This window comes from Prevotella melaninogenica, from assembly GCF_013267595.1.
Taxonomy (GTDB): Bacteria; Bacteroidota; Bacteroidia; order Bacteroidales; family Bacteroidaceae; genus Prevotella; species Prevotella melaninogenica_D.
The window spans coordinates 1352852-1373424 of sequence record NZ_CP054011.1; the positions used below are offsets into that span (position 1 = coordinate 1352852).

At 41.1% G+C, this 20573-nt stretch carries 11 protein-coding genes and 1 pseudogene; 8 read left to right on the forward strand and 4 right to left on the reverse strand.

Translation table 11 applies throughout. The features are described from left to right. Positions 1-9 precede the first annotated feature (9 nt). The 3 genes from dgt (at position 10) to FIU21_RS10905 (ending at position 6333) form a co-directional block, all read left to right on the forward strand. On the forward strand, positions 10-1347 hold the full coding sequence (gene dgt / locus FIU21_RS10895) for a dGTP triphosphohydrolase (protein WP_004361430.1): 1338 nt from the start codon (positions 10-12) through the stop codon (positions 1345-1347). A 274-nt stretch (positions 1348-1621) separates the two neighbouring features. Continuing rightward, positions 1622-2617, forward strand: a complete 996-nt coding sequence (locus FIU21_RS10900; protein ID WP_004361431.1) for a YqiA/YcfP family alpha/beta fold hydrolase — start codon at positions 1622-1624, stop codon at positions 2615-2617. A 266-nt stretch (positions 2618-2883) separates the two neighbouring features. Beyond that, positions 2884-6333: a DEAD/DEAH box helicase gene (locus FIU21_RS10905; RefSeq protein WP_004361432.1), complete on the forward strand. Its 3450-nt coding sequence runs from the start codon at positions 2884-2886 to the stop codon at positions 6331-6333. 381 nt (positions 6334-6714) lie between these two features. Here the strand turns inward: FIU21_RS10905 and FIU21_RS10910 are convergent, their stop codons facing one another. After that, positions 6715-7203 carry a hypothetical protein gene (locus tag FIU21_RS10910; RefSeq protein ID WP_004361433.1) on the reverse strand — a complete coding sequence of 163 codons (489 nt, stop codon included), beginning with the start codon at positions 7201-7203 and terminating at the stop codon, positions 6715-6717. Between the two features lie 621 nt (positions 7204-7824). On the opposite strand from FIU21_RS10910, the gene argS reads away from it, so the two are divergent. Next, positions 7825-9645, forward strand: a complete 1821-nt coding sequence (argS, locus tag FIU21_RS10915; protein WP_004361434.1) for an arginine--tRNA ligase — start codon at positions 7825-7827, stop codon at positions 9643-9645. Positions 9646-9773: 128 nt separating this feature from the next. Continuing rightward, on the forward strand, positions 9774-10673 hold the full coding sequence (locus tag FIU21_RS10920; protein WP_172891391.1) for a DUF559 domain-containing protein: 900 nt from the start codon (positions 9774-9776) through the stop codon (positions 10671-10673). Between the two features lie 369 nt (positions 10674-11042). On the opposite strand, the gene FIU21_RS10925 is transcribed toward FIU21_RS10920, so the two are convergent. Continuing rightward, complete coding sequence (locus FIU21_RS10925; RefSeq protein WP_004361696.1) at positions 11043-11900, reverse strand: enoyl-ACP reductase FabI; 858 nt, start codon at positions 11898-11900, stop codon at positions 11043-11045. A 499-nt stretch (positions 11901-12399) separates the two neighbouring features. Here FIU21_RS10925 and FIU21_RS10930 point away from each other — a divergent pair. The 3 genes and pseudogenes from FIU21_RS10930 to FIU21_RS10940 form a co-directional block, all read left to right on the forward strand. Continuing rightward, positions 12400-12708 (forward strand): annotated as a pseudogene (locus tag FIU21_RS10930) (IS4 family transposase); the annotation flags it as partial. Between the two features lie 162 nt (positions 12709-12870). Next, a complete protein-coding gene (locus FIU21_RS10935) occupies positions 12871-14751 on the forward strand; it encodes an IS1634 family transposase (RefSeq protein WP_172891330.1) in 1881 nt (626 codons plus the stop codon). Positions 14752-14906: 155 nt separating this feature from the next. Beyond that, on the forward strand, positions 14907-15965 hold the full coding sequence (locus FIU21_RS10940) for an IS4 family transposase (protein ID WP_172891393.1): 1059 nt from the start codon (positions 14907-14909) through the stop codon (positions 15963-15965). 141 nt (positions 15966-16106) lie between these two features. Here FIU21_RS10940 and FIU21_RS10945 read toward each other — a convergent pair whose 3' ends face one another. Both FIU21_RS10945 and FIU21_RS10950 read right to left on the reverse strand, forming a co-directional pair. Further along, positions 16107-19349 (reverse strand): sacsin N-terminal ATP-binding-like domain-containing protein, encoded by a 3243-nt coding sequence (locus FIU21_RS10945; RefSeq protein WP_004360954.1) that lies wholly within the window; start codon positions 19347-19349, stop codon positions 16107-16109. Between the two features lie 304 nt (positions 19350-19653). Further along, positions 19654-20274 carry a DUF2238 domain-containing protein gene (locus tag FIU21_RS10950; protein ID WP_004360955.1) on the reverse strand — a complete coding sequence of 207 codons (621 nt, stop codon included), beginning with the start codon at positions 20272-20274 and terminating at the stop codon, positions 19654-19656. Between the last annotated feature and the right edge of the window lie 299 nt (positions 20275-20573).

Sequence of the window (20573 nt, forward strand, 5' to 3'; positions counted from 1 at the left end):
ACTCCCGCAATGAACTGGCAACAACTCATATCCAACAAGCGTCTCGGACAGGAAGAGCGTCACGCCCTTCGACACGATGATCGCTCTGAATTCAAGCGTGACAGCGACCGATTGATTTACTCTGCACCGTTCCGACGACTACAGAACAAAACCCAGGTGTTCCCTCTACCAGGCAGTGTCTTTGTGCACAACCGCCTAACTCATTCTTTAGAGGTGGCTTCCTTGGGTAAATCTCTGGGTGATGACGTTGCAAGAAGACTCATCGAAATACACCCAGAGTTGCGGGGTACGCTCTTTGAAGAGATTGGAACCATCGTACAGACAGCTTGTTATGCACACGACATGGGTAATCCTCCCTTCGGGCATAGTGGCGAAAAGGCTATGCAGGCATTCTTCACAGAGGGTTCAGGAATTAGCTTGAAGGACAAAGTTAGCCCTCATTTCTGGGAAGATATTACCCATTTTGAGGGCAATGCCAATGCTTTCCGCTTACTGACCCATCGTTTCTTAGGCCGAAGAGAAGGTGGTTTCGTAATGACTTATAGCACTTTAGCGAGTATCGTAAAGTATCCTTTCAGTTCCACTTATGCCAGCAAACACGGCAAGTTCGGTTTCTTTGCAACGGAAGAAGAAACCTATAAGAAGATTGCTGATGAATTAGGTATCATACAAAAGGATAGCTCTGAGGCTGGTATCTGTTATGTTCGTCATCCGTTGACCTATCTTATGGAGGCTGCAGATGATATCTGTTACGAGATTATGGATATCGAAGACTCCCACAAACTCAAGCTCCTCTCATTTGAAGAGACTGCCGATTTGCTCCTTGGCTTCTTCGATGAAGAAACCAGAAAGAGCATTAGAAAGCGCATAGAAGAAGAGGGTGTGACCGACCAAAACGAACAAGTCGTTTACTTCCGTGCCTGTGCTGTAGGATTATTGGAGGCAGAATGTGTCAATGTCTTTGTAGAACACGAAGAGGAGATACTCAATGGAACCTTCGAAGGGTCGCTCATCAAACATATTTCCGAGCTTCCCCGACAGGCTTACAAACGCTGTACAGAGGTTTCAGTGGATAGGATTTACCGCAGTAAAGCAGTCCTCGACGTTGAGTTATCAGGCTATAAGATTATGGAAACACTGATGGAAGCACTCATCGGTGCTGCCGTTGAGCCTGAACACTTCCACAGTAAACAACTCATCCGACGCTTTTCAAGCCAGTATGACATCCAAAGTCCTTGCCTTGAAACACGTATCATGGCAGTACTCGACTTCATCAGTGGAATGACAGATATCTATGCACTCGACATCTATCAGAAGATAAATGGTATCAGTTTGCCACTGATATAAAAGCCTCCCCCGACCCCTCCGAAGGGAGGGGAGGCAAAGAGGGAAAAAAGGGATGCTATTCTCACACTATTATCTCAGTTATTCACTCTTTCAGAGGGACTTAAAGAAATTCTCTGGGAGGAAATTTAGAAACGCTTTTAATATGAGAGATCAATACAAAGGCATCCCACAACACATTTGTCTTAACTCCATTTCACTTCTTTAACTCCTTTAACTCCAGATTCATCTCCCTCCATTTCACTCCTTCAACTCCTTTAACTCCTAAAAAGAAACAATGGAAAATCAATATAAAAAGACCTTTCCTGACCTTATGGTAGGAAAGAAGATTATCTACGTTCACGGCTTTATGTCAGCCGGTTCAAGTCATACGGTACAGATACTGAGGGACTATATGCCCGAAGCAACAGTCATTGCGCCCGACCTCCCCATACACCCTGAGGAGGCAATGGAACTATTGCGCAACCTCGTTGATAGCGAAAAGCCCGACCTAATCATTGGTACTTCAATGGGAGGTATGTACACCGAGATGCTTTATGGTGTCGATCGTATCTGCGTGAATCCTGCCTTTCAGATGGGAACAACCATCAGCGAGACGAATATGATGGGCAAACAGGTGTTCCAAAATCCACGACAAGATGGCGTACAAGAGGTTATCGTAACCAAAGCATTGGTAAAGGAATACAAAGAAATAACTGAAAAGTGTTTCTCACAAGTGACAGAGGAAGAGCAGCAACGCGTCTTCGGACTCTTTGGTGATGCAGACCCTGTTGTCCACACCTTCGATCTTTTCCACGAACATTACCCTCAGGCAATTCGTTTTCATGGTGAACACAGACTCATCGAGAAAGCTGTTTTCCATTACCTCATGCCTGTTATCCGATGGATTGACGACCGACAGGAAGGGCGAGAGCGTCGTACGGCACTCATTGATCAGAACACACTCGCCGATGGATACGGCAAACCGAAATCAAGTTTGAACAAAGCTTACGAGTTCTTACTTGATAACTACAACGTATTCTTTGTGTGTCCTGCACCAACCAACTATCCGTCAACCATCACTGAACAGCAGGCATGGATAGAAGATGCCTTCAGCGCACCAGCATGGAACCATACGATCTTCACCAACCAGCCTCACCTTCTCTATGGCGACTACTTCATCAGTAGTACTGAACACGACGACTTCCTCGGCACAAGCCTACTTTTCGGTAGCGAAGAGTTCAAGACTTGGGAGGAAATTATCACTTTCTTTGAACGCTTGGGAGGACAGTAAGCGGGTGAAAAGACGCTTTCCGTTGAATTATTTTCATGAAAAGAAATATTTTTCATCGTGAAAAGAAATATTTATTTTCATGAAAATAAATTCTTCTCTTCATGAAAATAATTCACACTAATGGGCTTTCTGTAACAAAGAGAACTCACAACCAACTGACGAAAAAGCAATAACACGCACTCAAAACATAACCCAACGAATTAGTCCCCACGCATAGTATAAAAACAATTTTTCTTTATTAAGAGGACTAGGGAAACATTATCATAATGGCACACGAACTATTCTCACGTATTGCTGACATCCTTTCGGCACCATCTGAAGCACAGGCACTCATCATGCACGAGACGCTCGTCATTGCTTGTCATGAAGGATTAAAGAATACCCGACATGGTTTCGGCAACCTTTCTTCGCAGGTGGAGTCGCTCTGTAGGCAGCATAACATTGCCCCACAGGATATTGTGGCGATTCAGAAAATGCGTCGGCACAGTAACTCTTACGCCCCGATTCTCCCTGAAGACGTGGCTTACGACTGTCGTGCCTTAGCTATCTTCGTGTCTGCTGTTGTGCAGGAGGCTATCCCTTCGTTCCTTGTTGGGAAAATTCCTGCACACGGACGTATCACTGAGAACATCCAGATTACGAATTATCGTTACATTCGTTGTATCGTAAGAGAGTGGGACGAAAGTACTATTCAGGTAGCTGTAACCAATCAAGACAGTAGCGAAGAACTCTTGCTGGTTGACTATATGAACACACCAGACTACATTGATTTCAGCTACTTACGCCCGATGCTACGCGAAGGGATGCAGCTAAATCTTCTTGACTGTACTGTCACCCGAAAGAAGGTCGTACCACGCCTTATCGTCGTTGAGCCAGACTATCTGATAGATATCTCTACCATAGCAAATTGTTTTGAAACATACGGACACCATCCATTGCTTTTCACCGTCAACAGACTTACTCCTCGCCTGAGCAATAAACACATTGTATTAGGTAACTTCGCTGGTTCTGCACTTGATGATATCATCAATCATCCAGCAGAATACGACATCAAAGATACCTTCCGTTCTAACTTCAAAGAGAAGGCTTTGGACTATGCGACCTGTCCTGACTTTGATGCAGCATCTTTCAAACAAGATGCAGAACGACAGGTGGAGAACATCAAGGGGATTGTTGACGAAATCTTCCAAACTTTCGACCGTGAGAAAGCGATTCTTGAACCTTCCTTTGTATGCGAACGATTGGGCATACAGGGTCGTGTTGACTTGATGACAACCGACTTAAAACTACTTGTTGAGCAGAAGTCGGGCAAGAATACTTTTATTGAACGCAAATACAAAAATTCACATGGCTCACTCCATGTTGAGAAACACTACGTGCAGGTGTTGCTCTACTACGGTATCTTGCAATATAACTTCCAACTCAGTCCGAAGAATGCACACATCCAACTGTTGTATTCTAAATATCCCCTACCCGACGGACTCCTCGAAGTGGAGCCACTGCAAAAGCTGATTCGTGAAGCTATCCGCTTCCGTAATCAAGCCGTAGCAACGGAGTTCTGGATGGCTGATAATGGCTTTGATAGGATGTTGCCATTGCTCACACCGCAGACACTGAACACCGAGAAGCAAAACGATAACTTCTACAATAGATACCTCTTACCACAACTCACTGAGACACTGGCACCACTTCACCAGCTCAACGACCTCGAACGTGCTTATTTCACACGTATGATGACCTTTGTTATCAAGGAACAATTAGTGTCAAAAGTGGGTGTACAGGAAGGTGTTGGAAACAGTAATGCTGACCTATGGAACATGCCGCTTGCAGAGAAAAAAGAGACAGGAAACATCTATACAGAACTGACAATCACAGAGAAAGAGCGTAGCAACTCGTTCAACGGCTACGATACAATAACGCTATCTGTACCCCAGCAGGGCGAAGATTTCCTCCCTAACTTTCGTCGAGGAGATATGATTTACCTCTATGCGTACAAAAAGAACGAGGCACCTGACGTGAGAATGAGCATTCTTTTCAAAGGTTCACTACAAGAGATACATGGCGACAGACTTGTTGTACACCTCAATGACGGACAGCAAAACCCTGACCTTATCAGCGGAGATTACTTCGCTATTGAGCATGCTGGTAGTGACATCGGTGGTACATCAGCCATCCGTAGCCTCTATACCTTCATCACTTCGCCTGAAGAACGTCGTCAGTTGCTCTTGGGACAGCGTGCCCCACGCTCTGACAAGTCGCTGACCCTATCTCGTAGCTACCATCCCGATTATGACGAAATCATCTTGAAAGCTAAGCAGGCGCAGGACTATTTCCTTCTTATCGGTCCTCCCGGCACTGGCAAAACCTCGCAGGCTCTACAATTCCTTGTGCGTGAACAGTTGGCAGGGAACATCTATTCACAACCATCTTCAGCCTATTCAGCAGAAGATTCTAAGCACAACAAACTTTCAGAAACCATCAACACCCAACACCCAACACCCAACACCCAGACCTCAATCCTCCTCTTAGCCTATACAAATCGCGCTGTTGATGAGATTTGTAATATGCTAACAGAGAACGAACTTGATTATATCCGCATTGGTAATGAGTTCAGTTGTGACCCGAAATATAGTGACCATTTGTTGAAGGAAGTGTTAGATGACAACGCAACCCTCAACAGCATAAAGTCTACCTTAGCAGATGCGCGCATCGTTGTAGCCACAACCTCTACAATGAACAGCAATGCTGCTCTCTTTAATATCAAGCATTTCGACCTCGCCATCATTGATGAAGCGAGTCAGATATTGGAACCAAATATCATTGGATTACTATCTACCCGACATGCAGAAAGGCGTGCGATAAAACGGTTTATATTGATAGGCGACCATAAACAATTGCCTGCTGTGGTGCAACAACAGGACACTTTAGAAACGGAAGAAACCAATACTTTCCTCAAAAATATCCACCTTTTATCATGTGCCAACTCCCTCTTTGAACGCCTTATCCTCACCGAGCGGACTGCAGGTCGTACAGATTTTATTGGTACACTGCACAAACAAGGGCGAATGCATCCGGATATTGCTGACTTTGCTAATCGTAAGTTTTACGCACGTGAACAACTTGAATGTGTGCCATTAGCCCACCAGATGGAGCAGACCTTAGCTTACAACGAAACGAGCGAAGACGAAACAGACGACCTTTTGAAGGCTCATCGTATGATTTTCATCCCTTCAAAGCCGTGCCGACAACTGAATATTTCAGAGAAGGTTAACACGGAAGAGGCACGTATCATTACCGACCTGCTAAGACGTCTACACCGACAACTCGGCAACAACTTTGATTCGCAAAAGTCTGTTGGTGTCATTGTGCCTTACCGCAATCAGATTGCAATGATTAGAAAGGAGATTGAGAAGCTTGGTATTCCCGAATTAGAGGAAATCAGTATTGATACCGTTGAACGTTATCAGGGTAGCCAGCGTGACATCATCCTCTACTCCTTCACCATTCAAAGTCGTTATCAACTCGACTTCCTCACCGCCAACACGTTCTATGAAGACGGTCAACCCATCGACCGTAAACTGAATGTTGCCATCACAAGAGCCCGCAAACAGCTGATTCTTACTGGTAACGAGCCAACATTAAGACAAAATCAAATCTTCGCAGAACTCATTGATTATATCAAAGAAAAGGGTGGATATTATGCAGAAAAGGCATAGTCTGAACAAGAGGGAATTTACAAACAAGACACACGTTTTCATCTTTTCTCCCTTATCATCTCTTTAATGCGCAGTAGGAGAAAGCAAAAAATAAAAGGAGATTGTACCAGAAGTATCATTGGTAAAACCTGATACTCTGGTACAATCTCCTTTTATGATTTCTTTTGAAAAAGCTAATTAGACTTTAACCCAAATCGGTTATTAGAGCCTAAACATATTTTGTTTTATTATCGAGCAGATTGTTTGGCTTTGCAACGCAGGCGTAGCGGGCTACGTCAAGGTACAAAGACAGACAAGATGCCGATAAGAAAATAAAAGATGTTAGGAAAAAATGCCATAGTTAAGAATTATACATATTGTGGTCTAATAACCGATTTGGGTTTAATACAAGCCCTGCCTATGTGCCCAATCAATCGCACCTTGATGCGTTGTCATCTTTACGTTCTTATAGTTTCCCTCTATTGTACGAGTTGCTGTACCTTCTTTCCAAATATATTTATAACGGAGTTCTATCTCATTTGCACCCGTCTTGAGAAGATAAACATAACTTCCTTTCTGGAAAAGATGATCACCATAGCTGTATAGACCACCAACTGCAGAACCACCAGCAACCCAATCACCGCCCTTTGTTAAGTCAACAATCTGTCCAGCCTGACTCTTAGGAATAAAGAAAGAAACCATTTTACCCGAAATATCCAATGAATAGTTAACACCGATTCTACCTCCAAAATCACTGTAAAGAACAGGACTTATCCCATTGTTTACATCATTGTCATCATCACTACCACAAGCACTAAGGCTAAAACACATTACCAATGCAAAAACACTGGATACAAGGACATAAGTCCACTTCTGAATACTTTTACGCATATGATCTATTTTTTTATAGTTAATCTAATTGCAAAGATAGCGCAAATATTGCAAATAAACAAGACATAAACTACTTTTAAACAGAACTCAACACACATAAATATAAGACTTTATAACTAAAAGTGAGCATTATAGCCGATAAAACTTAAATCATACGTTCTCTATTAGATCGTATTACCCTTAAGCAAGTAAGCGCCTACATCGAATAACCATTAATTACTTTTTGACAGTATGACTCTTTTTTAACAACAAGTTGATATCTCCCCCATCATATATTGCATGGCGATTAGCGCTCAACACCATTGGTGCTTACCAACAACACCACTCGTGCTGAGCATCAACACCACCGCAAAACACTACTAACAAGCATACACAAGAATGTTTATCAGACAGCACAAAAGGCAATCACAATTACAATTGACAAACAATAAAATTATAAAGTATGAGATATAAATTTTGAATCAAAACTAATCATAATTATGAATTATGGTTTATAAATTGAGAGTTAAAACTAATCATAATTATGAATTATGAATTATGAATTATGAATTAACCCCTCTCCTCCTTCCGTTATTTGGCTGATTTTCCGTAACTTTGCAGACAGATAAAAAGAAACAAAAGATGAAGATAGAAGAGCAAATTACCGTTGCTGCACTTGCAGCTGTAAAGGAATTGTATGGAACAGAAGTTCCTGAAAAGATGATTCAGCTGCAGAAGACACGCAGCGACTTTGAGGGTAACCTCACACTCGTCACCTTCCCATTGCTGAAGACTTCACACAAGAAGCCTGAAGATACGGCACAGGATTTAGGTGAATACCTAAAGAAGAACTGTAAGGCTGTAGCCGACTTCAACGTTGTAAAGGGCTTCCTCAACCTCGTTATTGCACAAGCTGCATGGACAGGTCTGTTGAATGATATCAACGCTGACGAGAAGTTTGGCGAGAAGCGTGTGACAGACGAGAGTCCATTGGTGATGATTGAATACTCTTCACCTAACACAAATAAGCCACTTCACCTTGGTCACGTACGTAACAACCTCCTCGGTTGGTCGTTAGCACAGATTATGGAGGCTAACGGTAACAAGGTGGTAAAGACGAATATCGTTAATGACCGTGGTATCCACATCTGTAAGTCAATGCTGGCTTGGCAGAAGTGGGGCAATGGTATCACACCAGAGCAGGCTGGCAAGAAGGGCGACCACTTGATTGGTGATTTCTACGTACTCTTCGACAAGCACTACAAAGAGGAGTGCAAGCAACTGCAGGAGCAGTATGAGAAAGAGGGTATGACAGCCGATGAGGCAAAGAAAAAGGCTGAACATGAGGCTCCGTTGATTAAGGAGGCACACGACATGCTCGTGAAGTGGGAAGCTAACGATCCAGAGATTCGCGCTTTGTGGGAGAAGATGAACAACTGGGTATATGCTGGTTTCGACGAGACTTACAAGGCTATGGGCGTTGGATTCGATAAGATTTACTACGAATCAAACACTTATCTTGTTGGTAAGAAGAAGGTGGAAGAAGGTCTTGAGAAGGGACTCTTCATCCGTAAGGAAGACAACTCAGTATGGGCTGACCTCACAAATGAGGGTTTGGACCAGAAACTTCTGCTACGTAAGGACGGTACATCGGTTTATATGACACAGGATATTGGTACTGCAGAGATGCGTTTCAATGACTACCCTATCGACAAGATGATTTATGTTGTTGGTAACGAGCAGAACTATCACTTCCAAGTTCTTTCTATCCTCTTGGACCGTTTAGGCTTCAAGTGGGGTAAAGACCTCGTACACTTCTCATACGGTATGGTTGAATTGCCAAACGGTAAGATGAAGAGCCGCGAGGGAACAGTGGTTGATGCAGATGACCTTGTTGCTTCAATGATTGAGAATGCGAAGAGTCTTAGCGAGGATAAAGTGAACAAGTTGGAAGGTATCACTGAGGAAGAGAAGAACGAGATTGCACGTATCGTGGGTATGGGTGCCTTGAAATATTTCATCCTTAAGGTCGATGCGCGCAAGAATATGCTCTTCAACCCTGAGGAGTCTATCGACTTCAATGGTAACACAGGACCATTCATTCAGTACACTTACGCACGTATTCGCAGTATTCTCCGTAAGGCTGAGGCACAGAATATCACCTTGCCAGCGACACTTAACGACGATGCTCCACTGAACGAGAAGGAGATTGCACTCATCCAAAAGCTCAACGACTTTGGTGCTGCTGTCGCTCAAGCTGGTATTGACTATAGTCCAAGTGGTATTGCTAACTACTGCTATGAGCTGACAAAGGAGTTCAACCAGTTCTATCATGACTACAGCATCCTCAACGCTGACACCGAAGCAGAGAAGATTGCCCGTCTGATGATTGCCAAGAATGTGGCTAAGGTCATCAAGAACGGTATGGCATTGCTCGGTATTGAAGTGCCTGAGAGGATGTAGCCCCACCCCGACCCTCCCCGAAAGGGGAGGGAGGCAAATAGGATAAGAAAGGTCATAGTAGCCCTTTTTGAAGAGATGGGAGGGAAACTAATTGGACAAGAGGGATAAAAGTAAGACTTGATTAGACTATGTATATCTACGAAACGGCTGATGAGATAGAGTATGAATTGCTGAAAGCAAATGCTATAAAAAACAGGCAGCACTCTACACAAGCAGAAAACCTACTTTGGTTATACCTAAAAGGAAAACAAAGTGGTCACAAGTTTCGTAGACAACATATCATCGGACAATATATTGCTGACTTCATCAACCTTAAGTATAAACTTATTGTTGAAATTGATGGTAAGTATCATTTTAATGATGAACAGATTATAAAGGATGAGGAACGGACTCGTGACCTTGAGCAATGGGGTTATACTGTCATCCGGTTCACTAATGAAGAAGTCTTCAACCATCGGGAAGAAGTTATCCAGAAGATTAAAGAAACTATAATGGCAATAGACTCACATAATACAACCCAAACAGGTGATTCTCTAATAAATACTCCATCGAATTCTCAAACAAACACTCAGTCAGCTATCCGACCACAGCAGACTGGGGCTTCCCCCCTTTCGGGGGGATTGAGGGGGGCTGGGGCTTGGGCTGTTGACGCAGCTTGTTCTGGCAATCCAGGACCTATGGAGTATCAATGTGTCGACCTACAAACAGGGGCGAGAGTATTCCATTTTGGTCCGGTAATAGGAACAAACAATATTGGTGAGTTCCTCGCTATTGTTCATGCTTTGGCACTGATGGAGAAGCAAGGTATCAAGGATAAGGTTATTTATAGCGACTCTTATAATGCTATCTTATGGGTGAATAAAAAACGTTGTAAAACCACACTTGTCCGCAATGCAAATACCGAACAACTTCATCAAGTCATTTCTCGCGCGGAACATTGGCTCCAAACGCATAAGGTTACAACACCTATTATAAAGTGGGAAACTAAGCAGTGGGGGGAGATTCCTGCCGACTTCGGAAGGAAATAAAGCCCCACCCCGACCCTCCCCGAAAGGGGGAGGGAGACAAATTAGCGTATGGTTTGCTATGGAAACTGATTTGAGGGAGGAAAGTTTGCCTATGGTTTGCTATAGAAAAAAGATTTGAGGGAGACAAACTTGCTTAAGATTTGGTACAATAAGTTATTTCGAGAATAACAATAGAAATAAAAAACTCCAGTAAGTTCTCACTTACTGGAGTTTTTTATTATTTCTCTTATAACCTTCCTCAACAAGCGTATAAAGAGGAGTTACATTAAATAGTAGTAGAGAATTACATCTATAAAGACAATCCCCTTTATCCTACCCATCCTCTATTTGCACTCCCCTCCCTTCGGAGGGGTTGGGGGAGGCTTTTCACTATCCGTAGATAATATTACCGTTCTCGTCCTTATACTCATCGAGACCCTTCTCGTATGTAGCCATAGCGCGGAGGCTCATACCTACATTTGAGAAACCACCATCGTGGTAAAGGTTCTGCATTGTCACCTTACGGGTGAGGTCAGAGAACATTACGATACAATAATCAGCACACTCATCAGCACTTGCGTTGCCCAATGGAGACATACGATCAGCAAAGTCGAAGAGCTTATCCATACCCTTCACACCTGAACCAGCAGTTGTCATTGTTGGTGACTGAGAAATAGTATTGATACGTACGTGCTTCTCACGACCATAAATATAACCAAAGCTACGACCGATACTCTCCAACAATGCCTTAGCATCAGCCATATCATTGTAACCGTAGAAGGTACGCTGAGCAGCTACGTAAGAGAGTGCAAGGATTGAACCATAGTCGTTGATAGCATCAAGTTTCTTAGCACTCTGAATCATCTTGTGGAATGAAACAGCTGAGATATCGAGTGTACTGTCAAGCATCTTATAGTCCAAGTCATCGTATGTACGGTGCTTACGCACGTTTGGTGACATACCGATAGAGTGCAGAACAAAGTCAATCTTACCACCCAAGACCTCCATTGAGCGCTTGAATACGTTCTCCAAGTCCTCAACGTTTGTTGCGTCAGCAGGAATAACCTCGCAGTTTAACTTCTCTGACAGTGCATTTACTGTACCCATTCTTACTGCGATAGGAGTATTTGATAAAGTGATCATTGCACCTTCCTCAACTGCTCTTTCAGCAACTTTCCATGCGATTGACATCTCGTTGAGGGCTCCAAAAATAACACCTCTTTTACCTTTTAATAAGTTGTAACTCATAATCTTCGTTATTCAAATTTGGTGTAAAGGTAAACAAAAAAGGTTGATTTGCCAAGAAAATACACAGAAATTACATCTAAATGCTATCCATAAGTGACAATTTGCACCTTTTCACATTCCCTCACAAGCCAAACTAAGCAAAACACATCACCCTCTTTTCAAACAATCCTAAGCCTATTTTCAACTTCTCAGAACTATCAATATTCAAAAGACTATCCCCCTTTTTTCATCATCAGAATTATCCTTTCTCAAATTATTTTCATGAAAAGAAATAATTATTTTTCTTCATGAACATAAATATTTCTTTTCATGAAAATAAATTCTTCTTGTCGTGAAAATAATTCCGAAGTGATAATTATCTGTAGTTACACAGCAATGCTTTCTAACTAAAGTTTCCCACCCTCAAAAAGTTGGCTTAAAATAACAGTTTCTCAATAATTATTGGTAACTTTGTAGTGCTTTATTACATTGATTATCAACAAATTAAAGAGTAACTGTTATGGATGCAAAATTAGACAATTTAAGCGAGATATCCAAGCTTTTAAGTGTTAAAAGTAAGATGAGTAGCGATATTCTCTCACTTTTCTCAAAATTTGGTTTTGGACGTCTGCTCTGTAGGCTTTCTTTGGAGAAACACGATGGTATCTCTGCTGTTCAACAGATTCTTTCCCTTTGTCTTTTCCGTATTAATGGTGAGACGATACACTCCATATACAAGAAGAATTTCTACCATCTTCTCACCACTGGAAAGAACTGCTATTATCGTATGATGGTCAGGCAGGCAATGAATTGGCGTCGTTTGCTTAGCCCAAGTTTAACCGGCAAAATTATTTTTCATAAATTTTCGGGATGTTTTGTGTAGTATCAATTTGATAAATGATTGATAATCAAGTATAGGGTATTGTAACGAGGAGTAAAATCTGATTTGTAGGACACAGCCATATCAAAAATATTTTGTTACTTTGCACTCATGCACGCAAATGTACAGACACGATTCAACCCTGCCACAGGCGACATGGCTCCTTATTATCGCATCAAGGAGTCATATCGTGACGTGCAGGGTCATGTACATTCGCTAATTCTGTTGAACATAGGTTTTGAACCTTCACTTACTGCTGTACAGGTTCGAAAAATTGCATACGCTCTTACCGAACGCTTCAAAACCAGAAGTACACCCTCGCTTTTCAAAGAACGCCTTGAGGGACTTACTCCTATTGAACAGGCAAAGGCTGACGAATGGTGGAGCCGTATGGAGAAAGAAGGTGGAATCGATCGGTTTAATAAGGAAGAGCAGAAGTCGCTGAGAAAATATGAGAACTACATTGACCTCGAGACGGCAAACTATACTGACGCAAGGAATGTTGGTGCAGAGTGGCTCTGCAAGCAGACGATAGACAAGCTGCAGTTAGAGGGTTTTCTGCGCAAAAACGGCTGGACGGAGAATGCGATACACACGGCTTTGTCAGCATTGATTGTTCGCACGGTATATGCAGTCTCTGAACGTTCATCTTATTATTATTTGCGCGATAACTCAGCTGCTGGCGAACTTTACAGTGGAGTTCCTGGCTGGACACCAGGGATCAATTCTCTGTATAAAATCACTGACAAGTTGTATGAACTAAAGGAACAGTTAGAGCGTCATCTGTGCAGCGTTACTGACGATATCTTTAATATAGACAACAAGTTGATGCTCTTCGACTTAACCAACTTCTATTTCGAGGGTAGTAAGCGTAATAGCGATAAAGCCAAGTTCGGTCGTTCAAAAGAAAAACGCTCTGACTGTAAGCTACTTGTACTTGCATTATGTATCAATCAAGAAGGTTTTATACGTTATTCTTCTATCTTAGAGGGTAATACAGCAGATCCCAAGTCTCTACCCAATATGATTGATACGCTGGCAAAGAGGAATCCATCACGAACCAAGGATACGCTTGTTGTCATGGATGCAGGTGTTGCCACGGAAGAGAACTTGGAGCTAATAAAGAAAAAGGGTTACAATTATCTCTGCGTATCCCGTACGAAAATGAAAGACTATACGCTCAGTGATGATAACAAGAGTGTTACGGTAATGGATGCCCGTCGGCAGAAGATAACGCTGAAAGAGGTTAAGACAGAGGATGATGAGGATTATTATCTCGAAATAACATCTCCTTCGAAAGCTATGACAGAGTCGTCCATGAACAGGGTTTGGAAAGAGCGTTTTGAGATGGAACTGCAGAGGATAAACGAAGGAATCTCCAAGAAAGGTGGAACAAAAACCTATGAAAAGGTTGTTGAACGTACAGGACGTGCCATACAGAAGTACCCTTCTATAGCGAAGTTCTACCAGATAAGCTACATAAAAAATGAGAAGAAACCCAAGGAGATGCTACGTGTAGACTGGGAGATAAAAGACCTCTCGGCAATGGAATCTGGTCATGGAGTCTATTTCCTCCGCAGCAATGTCAGGACACTTTCTGAGCGTGTGACATGGGAATACTACAATCTCATCCGTGAGATAGAATGTACGAACAGACAACTAAAGAATGATCTCAACCTCCGTCCTATTTATCATCAGAAAGATGAGCGAAGCGACGCACACCTTTTCTTCGGTTTATTAGCCTACTGGGTGGTAAACACCATCCGTTGTCAATTAAAACGAGAAGGAGAATCCTGTTACTGGACCGAGATAGTACGACGTATGAGCACCCAAAAGCTCGTCACCACAAAAGGGAAGAATCCATTAGGTGAAACCATCGAGATGCGCCAATGTGGTAGTCCTTCGAAGCAAGCAAAACAAATATACGATAAGTTGAACTTAAAACACTCACCATTCAAAAAGAATAAAATTTGTAGGACACAGAGTCCATAAGAAAAACGAGGAAAGTATGGTGACAGCAACAATTAGGCGAAGGTGGGTGTTAAACTTGGGTTAGCTATACTGTTCTTCGTTTTGAATGCATTCTCCGTAAGAATGGCATTCAGACAGAGAGCGAGAACTCCTGTGTTATATTTGACGATACAACCTTGGAAAAGACTGGTAGGAAGTTTGAGCATATTACCAAGGTTTTCGACCATGTACGAATGAACTATGTCTTAGGCTACAAGCTTCTTTTGTGCCTGTTCTTCGATGGTAAGTCCTCTCTGCCGTTCGACTTCTCCATCCATGAGGAATTAGGAAAGAAAGGGGACGGCGGACTTGGCAAGAAGGCACTCCGCAGCAGATTCTCCAAGAGACGCATGAAAGAGAGCCCAGCGTATGAGCGGAATCAAGAATGCGGTATGAGCAAGATGGACTCCGCCATAAGGATGCTCCAGCGCATGTGGAAGAGAGGTATTCATCCCCATTATGCCTTGGCGGATAGTTGGTTTGCCTGTGAGAAGTTCATTGAGGAAATCAGGAGAGTAGGCAACGGAGCTATACACTACATTGGTCTTGCAAAGATGGGAAAGACAAAGTACTTTGTGGAGAATAAGCGACACAATGCTGCTGAGCTCGTAGCAATGTATGCAAGACGTACCAAATGCTGCCGGAAGTACAAGTGTCAGTACATTGAGTTGAGGGGCTGTCTGGGGAATATACCAGTCAGGATATACCTGATTAAATATGGGCGTCGACAGACTTGGAACATCATGCTTAGTACGGATCTATCGATGAGCTTTGTGCGTGCCTTCGAGTTATACCAGATACGATGGAACATTGAAGTGGTCAACAAGGAGACAAAAGGACATCTCGGACTCGGCTCATACATGGGGAGAGACTTTGATGGTCAGATTGCTGATGCAACGCTCTGCTACATTACATATATCGTGATGTCGTTAGAAAAACGGATGTCAGAGTATGAGACCATGGGTGAATTGTTTGCTGACATGGAAGATGATGTCATGGCACTTACGTTATGGCATCGTGTGCTGAATTGCATAGAGAGATTGCTTGCTGCTCTTTGTGACGTTCTTGGGTTCTCTGTTAGTGAGATAGGGCAGTTAATAGTCACCGACTCAGCAATGCGGAACAACTTTGAGATTATGGTCCAAGCATTGGAAGACAGGCAACAAGAAAAGCTCACAACCGTAAACATATTTTAGACAAGTGTTAACGGCTCACGTTCATGGGTATTCGCAAAGCAGTTTGGTTGAAATACCCATGAAATAGAGGGGTGGGAAACTTTAGTTTCTAATTAATCCAAGGCGTAAAATCTATTTTATTTTAGTATTAAAGTATACTTTTCATAATAAATTAATCTTGTTTAAAATCTCCTTAACCAATTCTTCAAATGGTTTTCCACTTTGGAATGCTCGCTTAGTGATATTGCTACGGTATCCACCAATGCGCATTTTAAGTTCTGTTTTGTCATTTTCGGCTGCAATAATAGGAGTCATAATGTCGGACAATTCTTCACCAATTTTTAGATGAACACGAGTGTTGGCTATAATGTCTTGAATATGTTCCTTGACATAACCCTCGCCAGAATCTGGTGGCAGATTTATCTTTTCTCGGTCAGTCAAGTCAACACAACAGAGTGCATAACAATCAGGATGTTCAGCTGCCATTTTTAACTGATTAGTACTCATGTGTGCATACTTGTCTACTTCAAAATTCCACTTAGCTTTGACCTCAATAAAATATATATTTTTCTCTTCGTTACCATGCTTAACTTTAACTATAATATCCTGACCATTTTGAATATCATCTACTGTCAAATTTTCATCAATTCTTTTTCTAGTCACAACGCTGACAAGCTGTTCCTCCAATGAAGAACGAATCTCATTCTCAATATACTTGCCAATTTGTAAACAAAAATTAAACTTTGATGTGCGTTCATCATCCAGTTCCTTCATACGTTCCATATTGTCAAGTAGTTCACTCATGCTAACTTTATCTTTCAGTGTTGCAAGGCGCTCAAGGTCGTTATCACTTAAATCCATCAAAGCAAAAAGGTGTTCTTGTGATTCACCACTCTTCATGCTAAACGTGTAGGTTGCCTTCTTTTCATTGATCTGACCAAACCACGATTCCCATTTCTTATCTCTATTGATTTTCAATATAATTTCTCTGACTACTTTTTGAAACTTACGCTCGTTTATGTTTTCTTGCCTCATATCTTCCACAAGTGCCTTCTCTATCTTATTGGCAATATCTTCTGGCTTATCCTCAAAAAGAGTTACAATAGACTCAAAGTTCGAATCAATCCAATCATTCTTCAAATCTTTATTAAAAATAGTCCTGTATATATCTACCAATTCCTCTGATCCGGCATTCTTTCTCAGGTCAGATATTAGGCACAATTCGTTATTTTGGTTAGGTAGAACACCATAATCATTCAATTTCTTTTTGCGATCTTCATTCTTATTTGGTGCATATTCTGTAAGGAATTCTTGAAGCCATGACTTGTTATTTTTTACCCAAGTAGAATTCTTCTGGCTAATTATATTTAGGGTGTAATCAAGCAAGAAGTTCATCGCTGCTTTGTAGAATTCTTCTTCTTCCTCTTCTCGGAACTTATCCGTAAGTATCATCGAGAAGGGTCTGTCATAGAATTGGCAAAGTATAGGCATCATACGTCCACGCTGATTATTGAAAGCTTCCTGATGACTTGCAGAGCAAAAATTTATTAATGCCGTTAGTTCTTCACCTGTCAACACATGATTTTCAGTATTTAATGTTTGTTTACGTAGATTGCCAATATTTGCTGTAATATCTTTCTGTAAGTCTGCCCTTGAATACGGATTAACGTTTGTTATATCCAAAAAAGATTTATCATATATTTTCTTGGCTTCATCACCCATGACACCAGATACCAGATTATAGACTTCATCAGACATGAATTCACCATGATATAGCATTTTTTTTATGCGCAATTCCCCCTTTCTATTAGGCAGCAAAGCATAGGCATCCATTACTGTCTCATTTTTGCTGTCTTTCATTAACTTCAAGAATTTATGGAGGTCCTGACCTTTAGTCTTAATTGTTTCACATACATCTTTAACTGTTATAAAGAACTCGTTGTCACGATTACAGCCCCATCTATTTACAGTTTCTGACCATGCAATCAAATCTTCAGATGGCATCAGATATGAATTACCATCTGAATTCTTAGGTAGCAATGCGTAAGATGCCAAGGTTTGTTCATATTCTACTTTCTGCTCTTCTGTCAATCTTTCGAAAAAATCTGGATGAAGCAATTTGACCCGTGTATCACTGATGCAAACAAATTGCCCCCCTACAGGGATTGATTTCCAATAAGGTACTTGTGCAATCCATAACGCCTGCATGTCTTGATAGAATTTCTGTGTCTCTTCATCATCATTTGCTACAGGGAACGCTACTTTACACATACTTCTAGAAAGCATCTTTGCATTCTCTGGGTTACCGTAATAGTCGAAAATCATATTCATCATTTCAACTAAAACCTCACGGTTTAGTCCACCTTTTTCTTGCTTTATTCCTGTAGAGCCAGGAAGCATGATATTGTTTCGCTTCTCAACTGGATAGAAGCGTTCTGAATGGAAAATAAAATTTACTCCAAAATTCTCCGTCCCAAGAAGAGGGAACCAAAGGAAGAGACTTGGAATATTTTCTATACTACCACAAGATGAAGGAAATGGAGGGATAATAATAATATCGCCCTTTTCAGAACGTAAACTTTTACAACAAAAAGAAGAAACTTGGCTGCTATCATTCAGGTATACAATATCAGTATGTTCTTTCCAAACCTTGTCCTTTAATAACTTAGGATTTGGATCGGTTTCCTTCGTATAGACATACCGTTTGTTGCTATGATAGTCAATCACTTCTACTTGGGTAATGTTACTGTTGATAACCATAACAAAAGGAAGCAGACTAATAGCATTTGATAGTTGAGCAGACACCTGCCCAATCTGTTTTCTAGTTAATTCATAACGAAAAGATGTTGTATCATTTATGATTGAATTAAGTAGCTCTTGTTTACAAAAATCTTCAACTATATCTAACTGTTCTTTCATTTTATAAGGACCTTCAACAGTATCAACCATCGTTCTATCAAGATGAAAATTCTCAATTTGAAAATAGCCACTTATATCATCTTTACCTCTCTTTACGATATATGGTGCAGTGACATGCACAAGCCTGTTAAAAGCATGAGTAGTCATAAAGCCTGTACCATACTTACCTACTTGTTTTGCTCCCTTTCTGTCTTTAGAACTATCTTGTTTGACAAGTGCACGAAATGAAGTATAGTCAAATGGCTTCCCATGATGAGAAAAAATAAGTTCAGATTCAGTTAACTCAATTTTTATTAAAACATCTGCATCTTCATTAAGTCTTTGGTCACGAGCATTCTGAATAAGTTCCCATAGAGCACGCTCACCACTATTCTCGTCCAGTTCTTCTAAACCTTGGATAATCTTGTTACAATAATTTTCATATTCAAGACGATCCTTCTCATTTCTTTGCCAACGTTCTTCTGGCGATAGATTTTCTTCAATCATAATATGTATTTTAATCTGTAAGCCGTAGCATTACATATTTAATTTTATTAGAATTTTATATTCTCAATAGGATTTGATAATTTGCTTTTAATAATTGAAAGTTCAAAGGTTTATAAATTTCTGTAGGCTTGGTGTTTAGCGACTTTCGTAACCCTTAGCTGTTGACATATATAGTATACAAATAATAATCGCTTAAATAACCAAATTACAAAAATACAAAAATATTCTGTTTAGCAGAAGATTTCTACAAGTAATTTATGCCCATAAGCCTATGTAGCGATGTAACCTTTCATCTCAGTTTGTCCTATTTGCCCCTTCTAATAAGGCTACGAACCGCATATACCATGAACATTCCAGTAGAGCCAACCAGTGCCAAAGCCATATCTTTCTGTGCATCCCACATATCACCTTGCTGGCCATTATAATAGTCAGCCTCCTCAGCAGTCATGACTATCGTCAGTAACCATTCAAACAGTTCGTAAATTAAACTACCCGTTTGAATCATCATCCATGCCATCACAATAGCTACAAACGATTGCTGTTTTACCCATTTCCTACAAAGATAGACGAAGTAAGGGAACAACAACGCACCAAAAGAGAAATGTACTAACCGATCATAATGATTGCGTGGGTCATGGAAAAAACCTTTTTCAACCAAACCTAACGATACAGCCCACTCTTTATAAGGCACGTATGAATAAATATAACGTGCGCCAATAACATGAAGCAACGTAAAACCAACGATACCAATAAATGCCGACATTGGAAGTTGTTTTCTAAAGACATCCATCGTCAGCGGTATCAGCAACAGCACTGTACCGATATGCTGCAGCGTCTGTTCATTCGGATAGATTGGATGAATACAAGTAATGACCGTCACAATCACTACCAACAGAACAAGCATCAGTTTCGTTTTATCTATCATTTTGCAATTTTATTCTATACAATATCTGAAGGACAAAGATAATTCTTTTTTTTAAAACATAGCCATTTCTTGTACAAGCTTATGTCTTTCATCAGACACTTTCGCCTCTTTCCCGCCCTCTACCGCTTCTCTTATCTCGTATTGTGTTCGTGAGAATAATTTCTTCTTATCGTAAAAGTAATTCCAAAATGATAGTAAAACCATACCTTACAGATATAAAGCATAAACAATTTTCTGCTCAGTCGTCTCTCTACCAGCCATAAGATTCTCCCCCTATGGTTCAAATCTTATTAGCAAAC

Coding starts and splice junctions, on each gene's coding strand:
- FIU21_RS10935 (WP_172891330.1), top strand. CDS start 12,871: ATGCACGCAAATGTACAGACACGATTCAACCCTGCCACAGGCGACATG.
- FIU21_RS10900 (WP_004361431.1), top strand. CDS start 1,622: ATGGAAAATCAATATAAAAAGACCTTTCCTGACCTTATGGTAGGAAAG.
- dgt (WP_004361430.1), top strand. CDS start 10: ATGAACTGGCAACAACTCATATCCAACAAGCGTCTCGGACAGGAAGAG.
- FIU21_RS10945 (WP_004360954.1), bottom strand. CDS start 19,349: ATGATTGAAGAAAATCTATCGCCAGAAGAACGTTGGCAAAGAAATGAG.
- FIU21_RS10920 (WP_172891391.1), top strand. CDS start 9,774: ATGTATATCTACGAAACGGCTGATGAGATAGAGTATGAATTGCTGAAA.
- FIU21_RS10925 (WP_004361696.1), bottom strand. CDS start 11,900: ATGAGTTACAACTTATTAAAAGGTAAAAGAGGTGTTATTTTTGGAGCC.
- argS (WP_004361434.1), top strand. CDS start 7,825: ATGAAGATAGAAGAGCAAATTACCGTTGCTGCACTTGCAGCTGTAAAG.
- FIU21_RS10910 (WP_004361433.1), bottom strand. CDS start 7,203: ATGCGTAAAAGTATTCAGAAGTGGACTTATGTCCTTGTATCCAGTGTT.
- FIU21_RS10905 (WP_004361432.1), top strand. CDS start 2,884: ATGGCACACGAACTATTCTCACGTATTGCTGACATCCTTTCGGCACCA.
- FIU21_RS10950 (WP_004360955.1), bottom strand. CDS start 20,274: ATGATAGATAAAACGAAACTGATGCTTGTTCTGTTGGTAGTGATTGTG.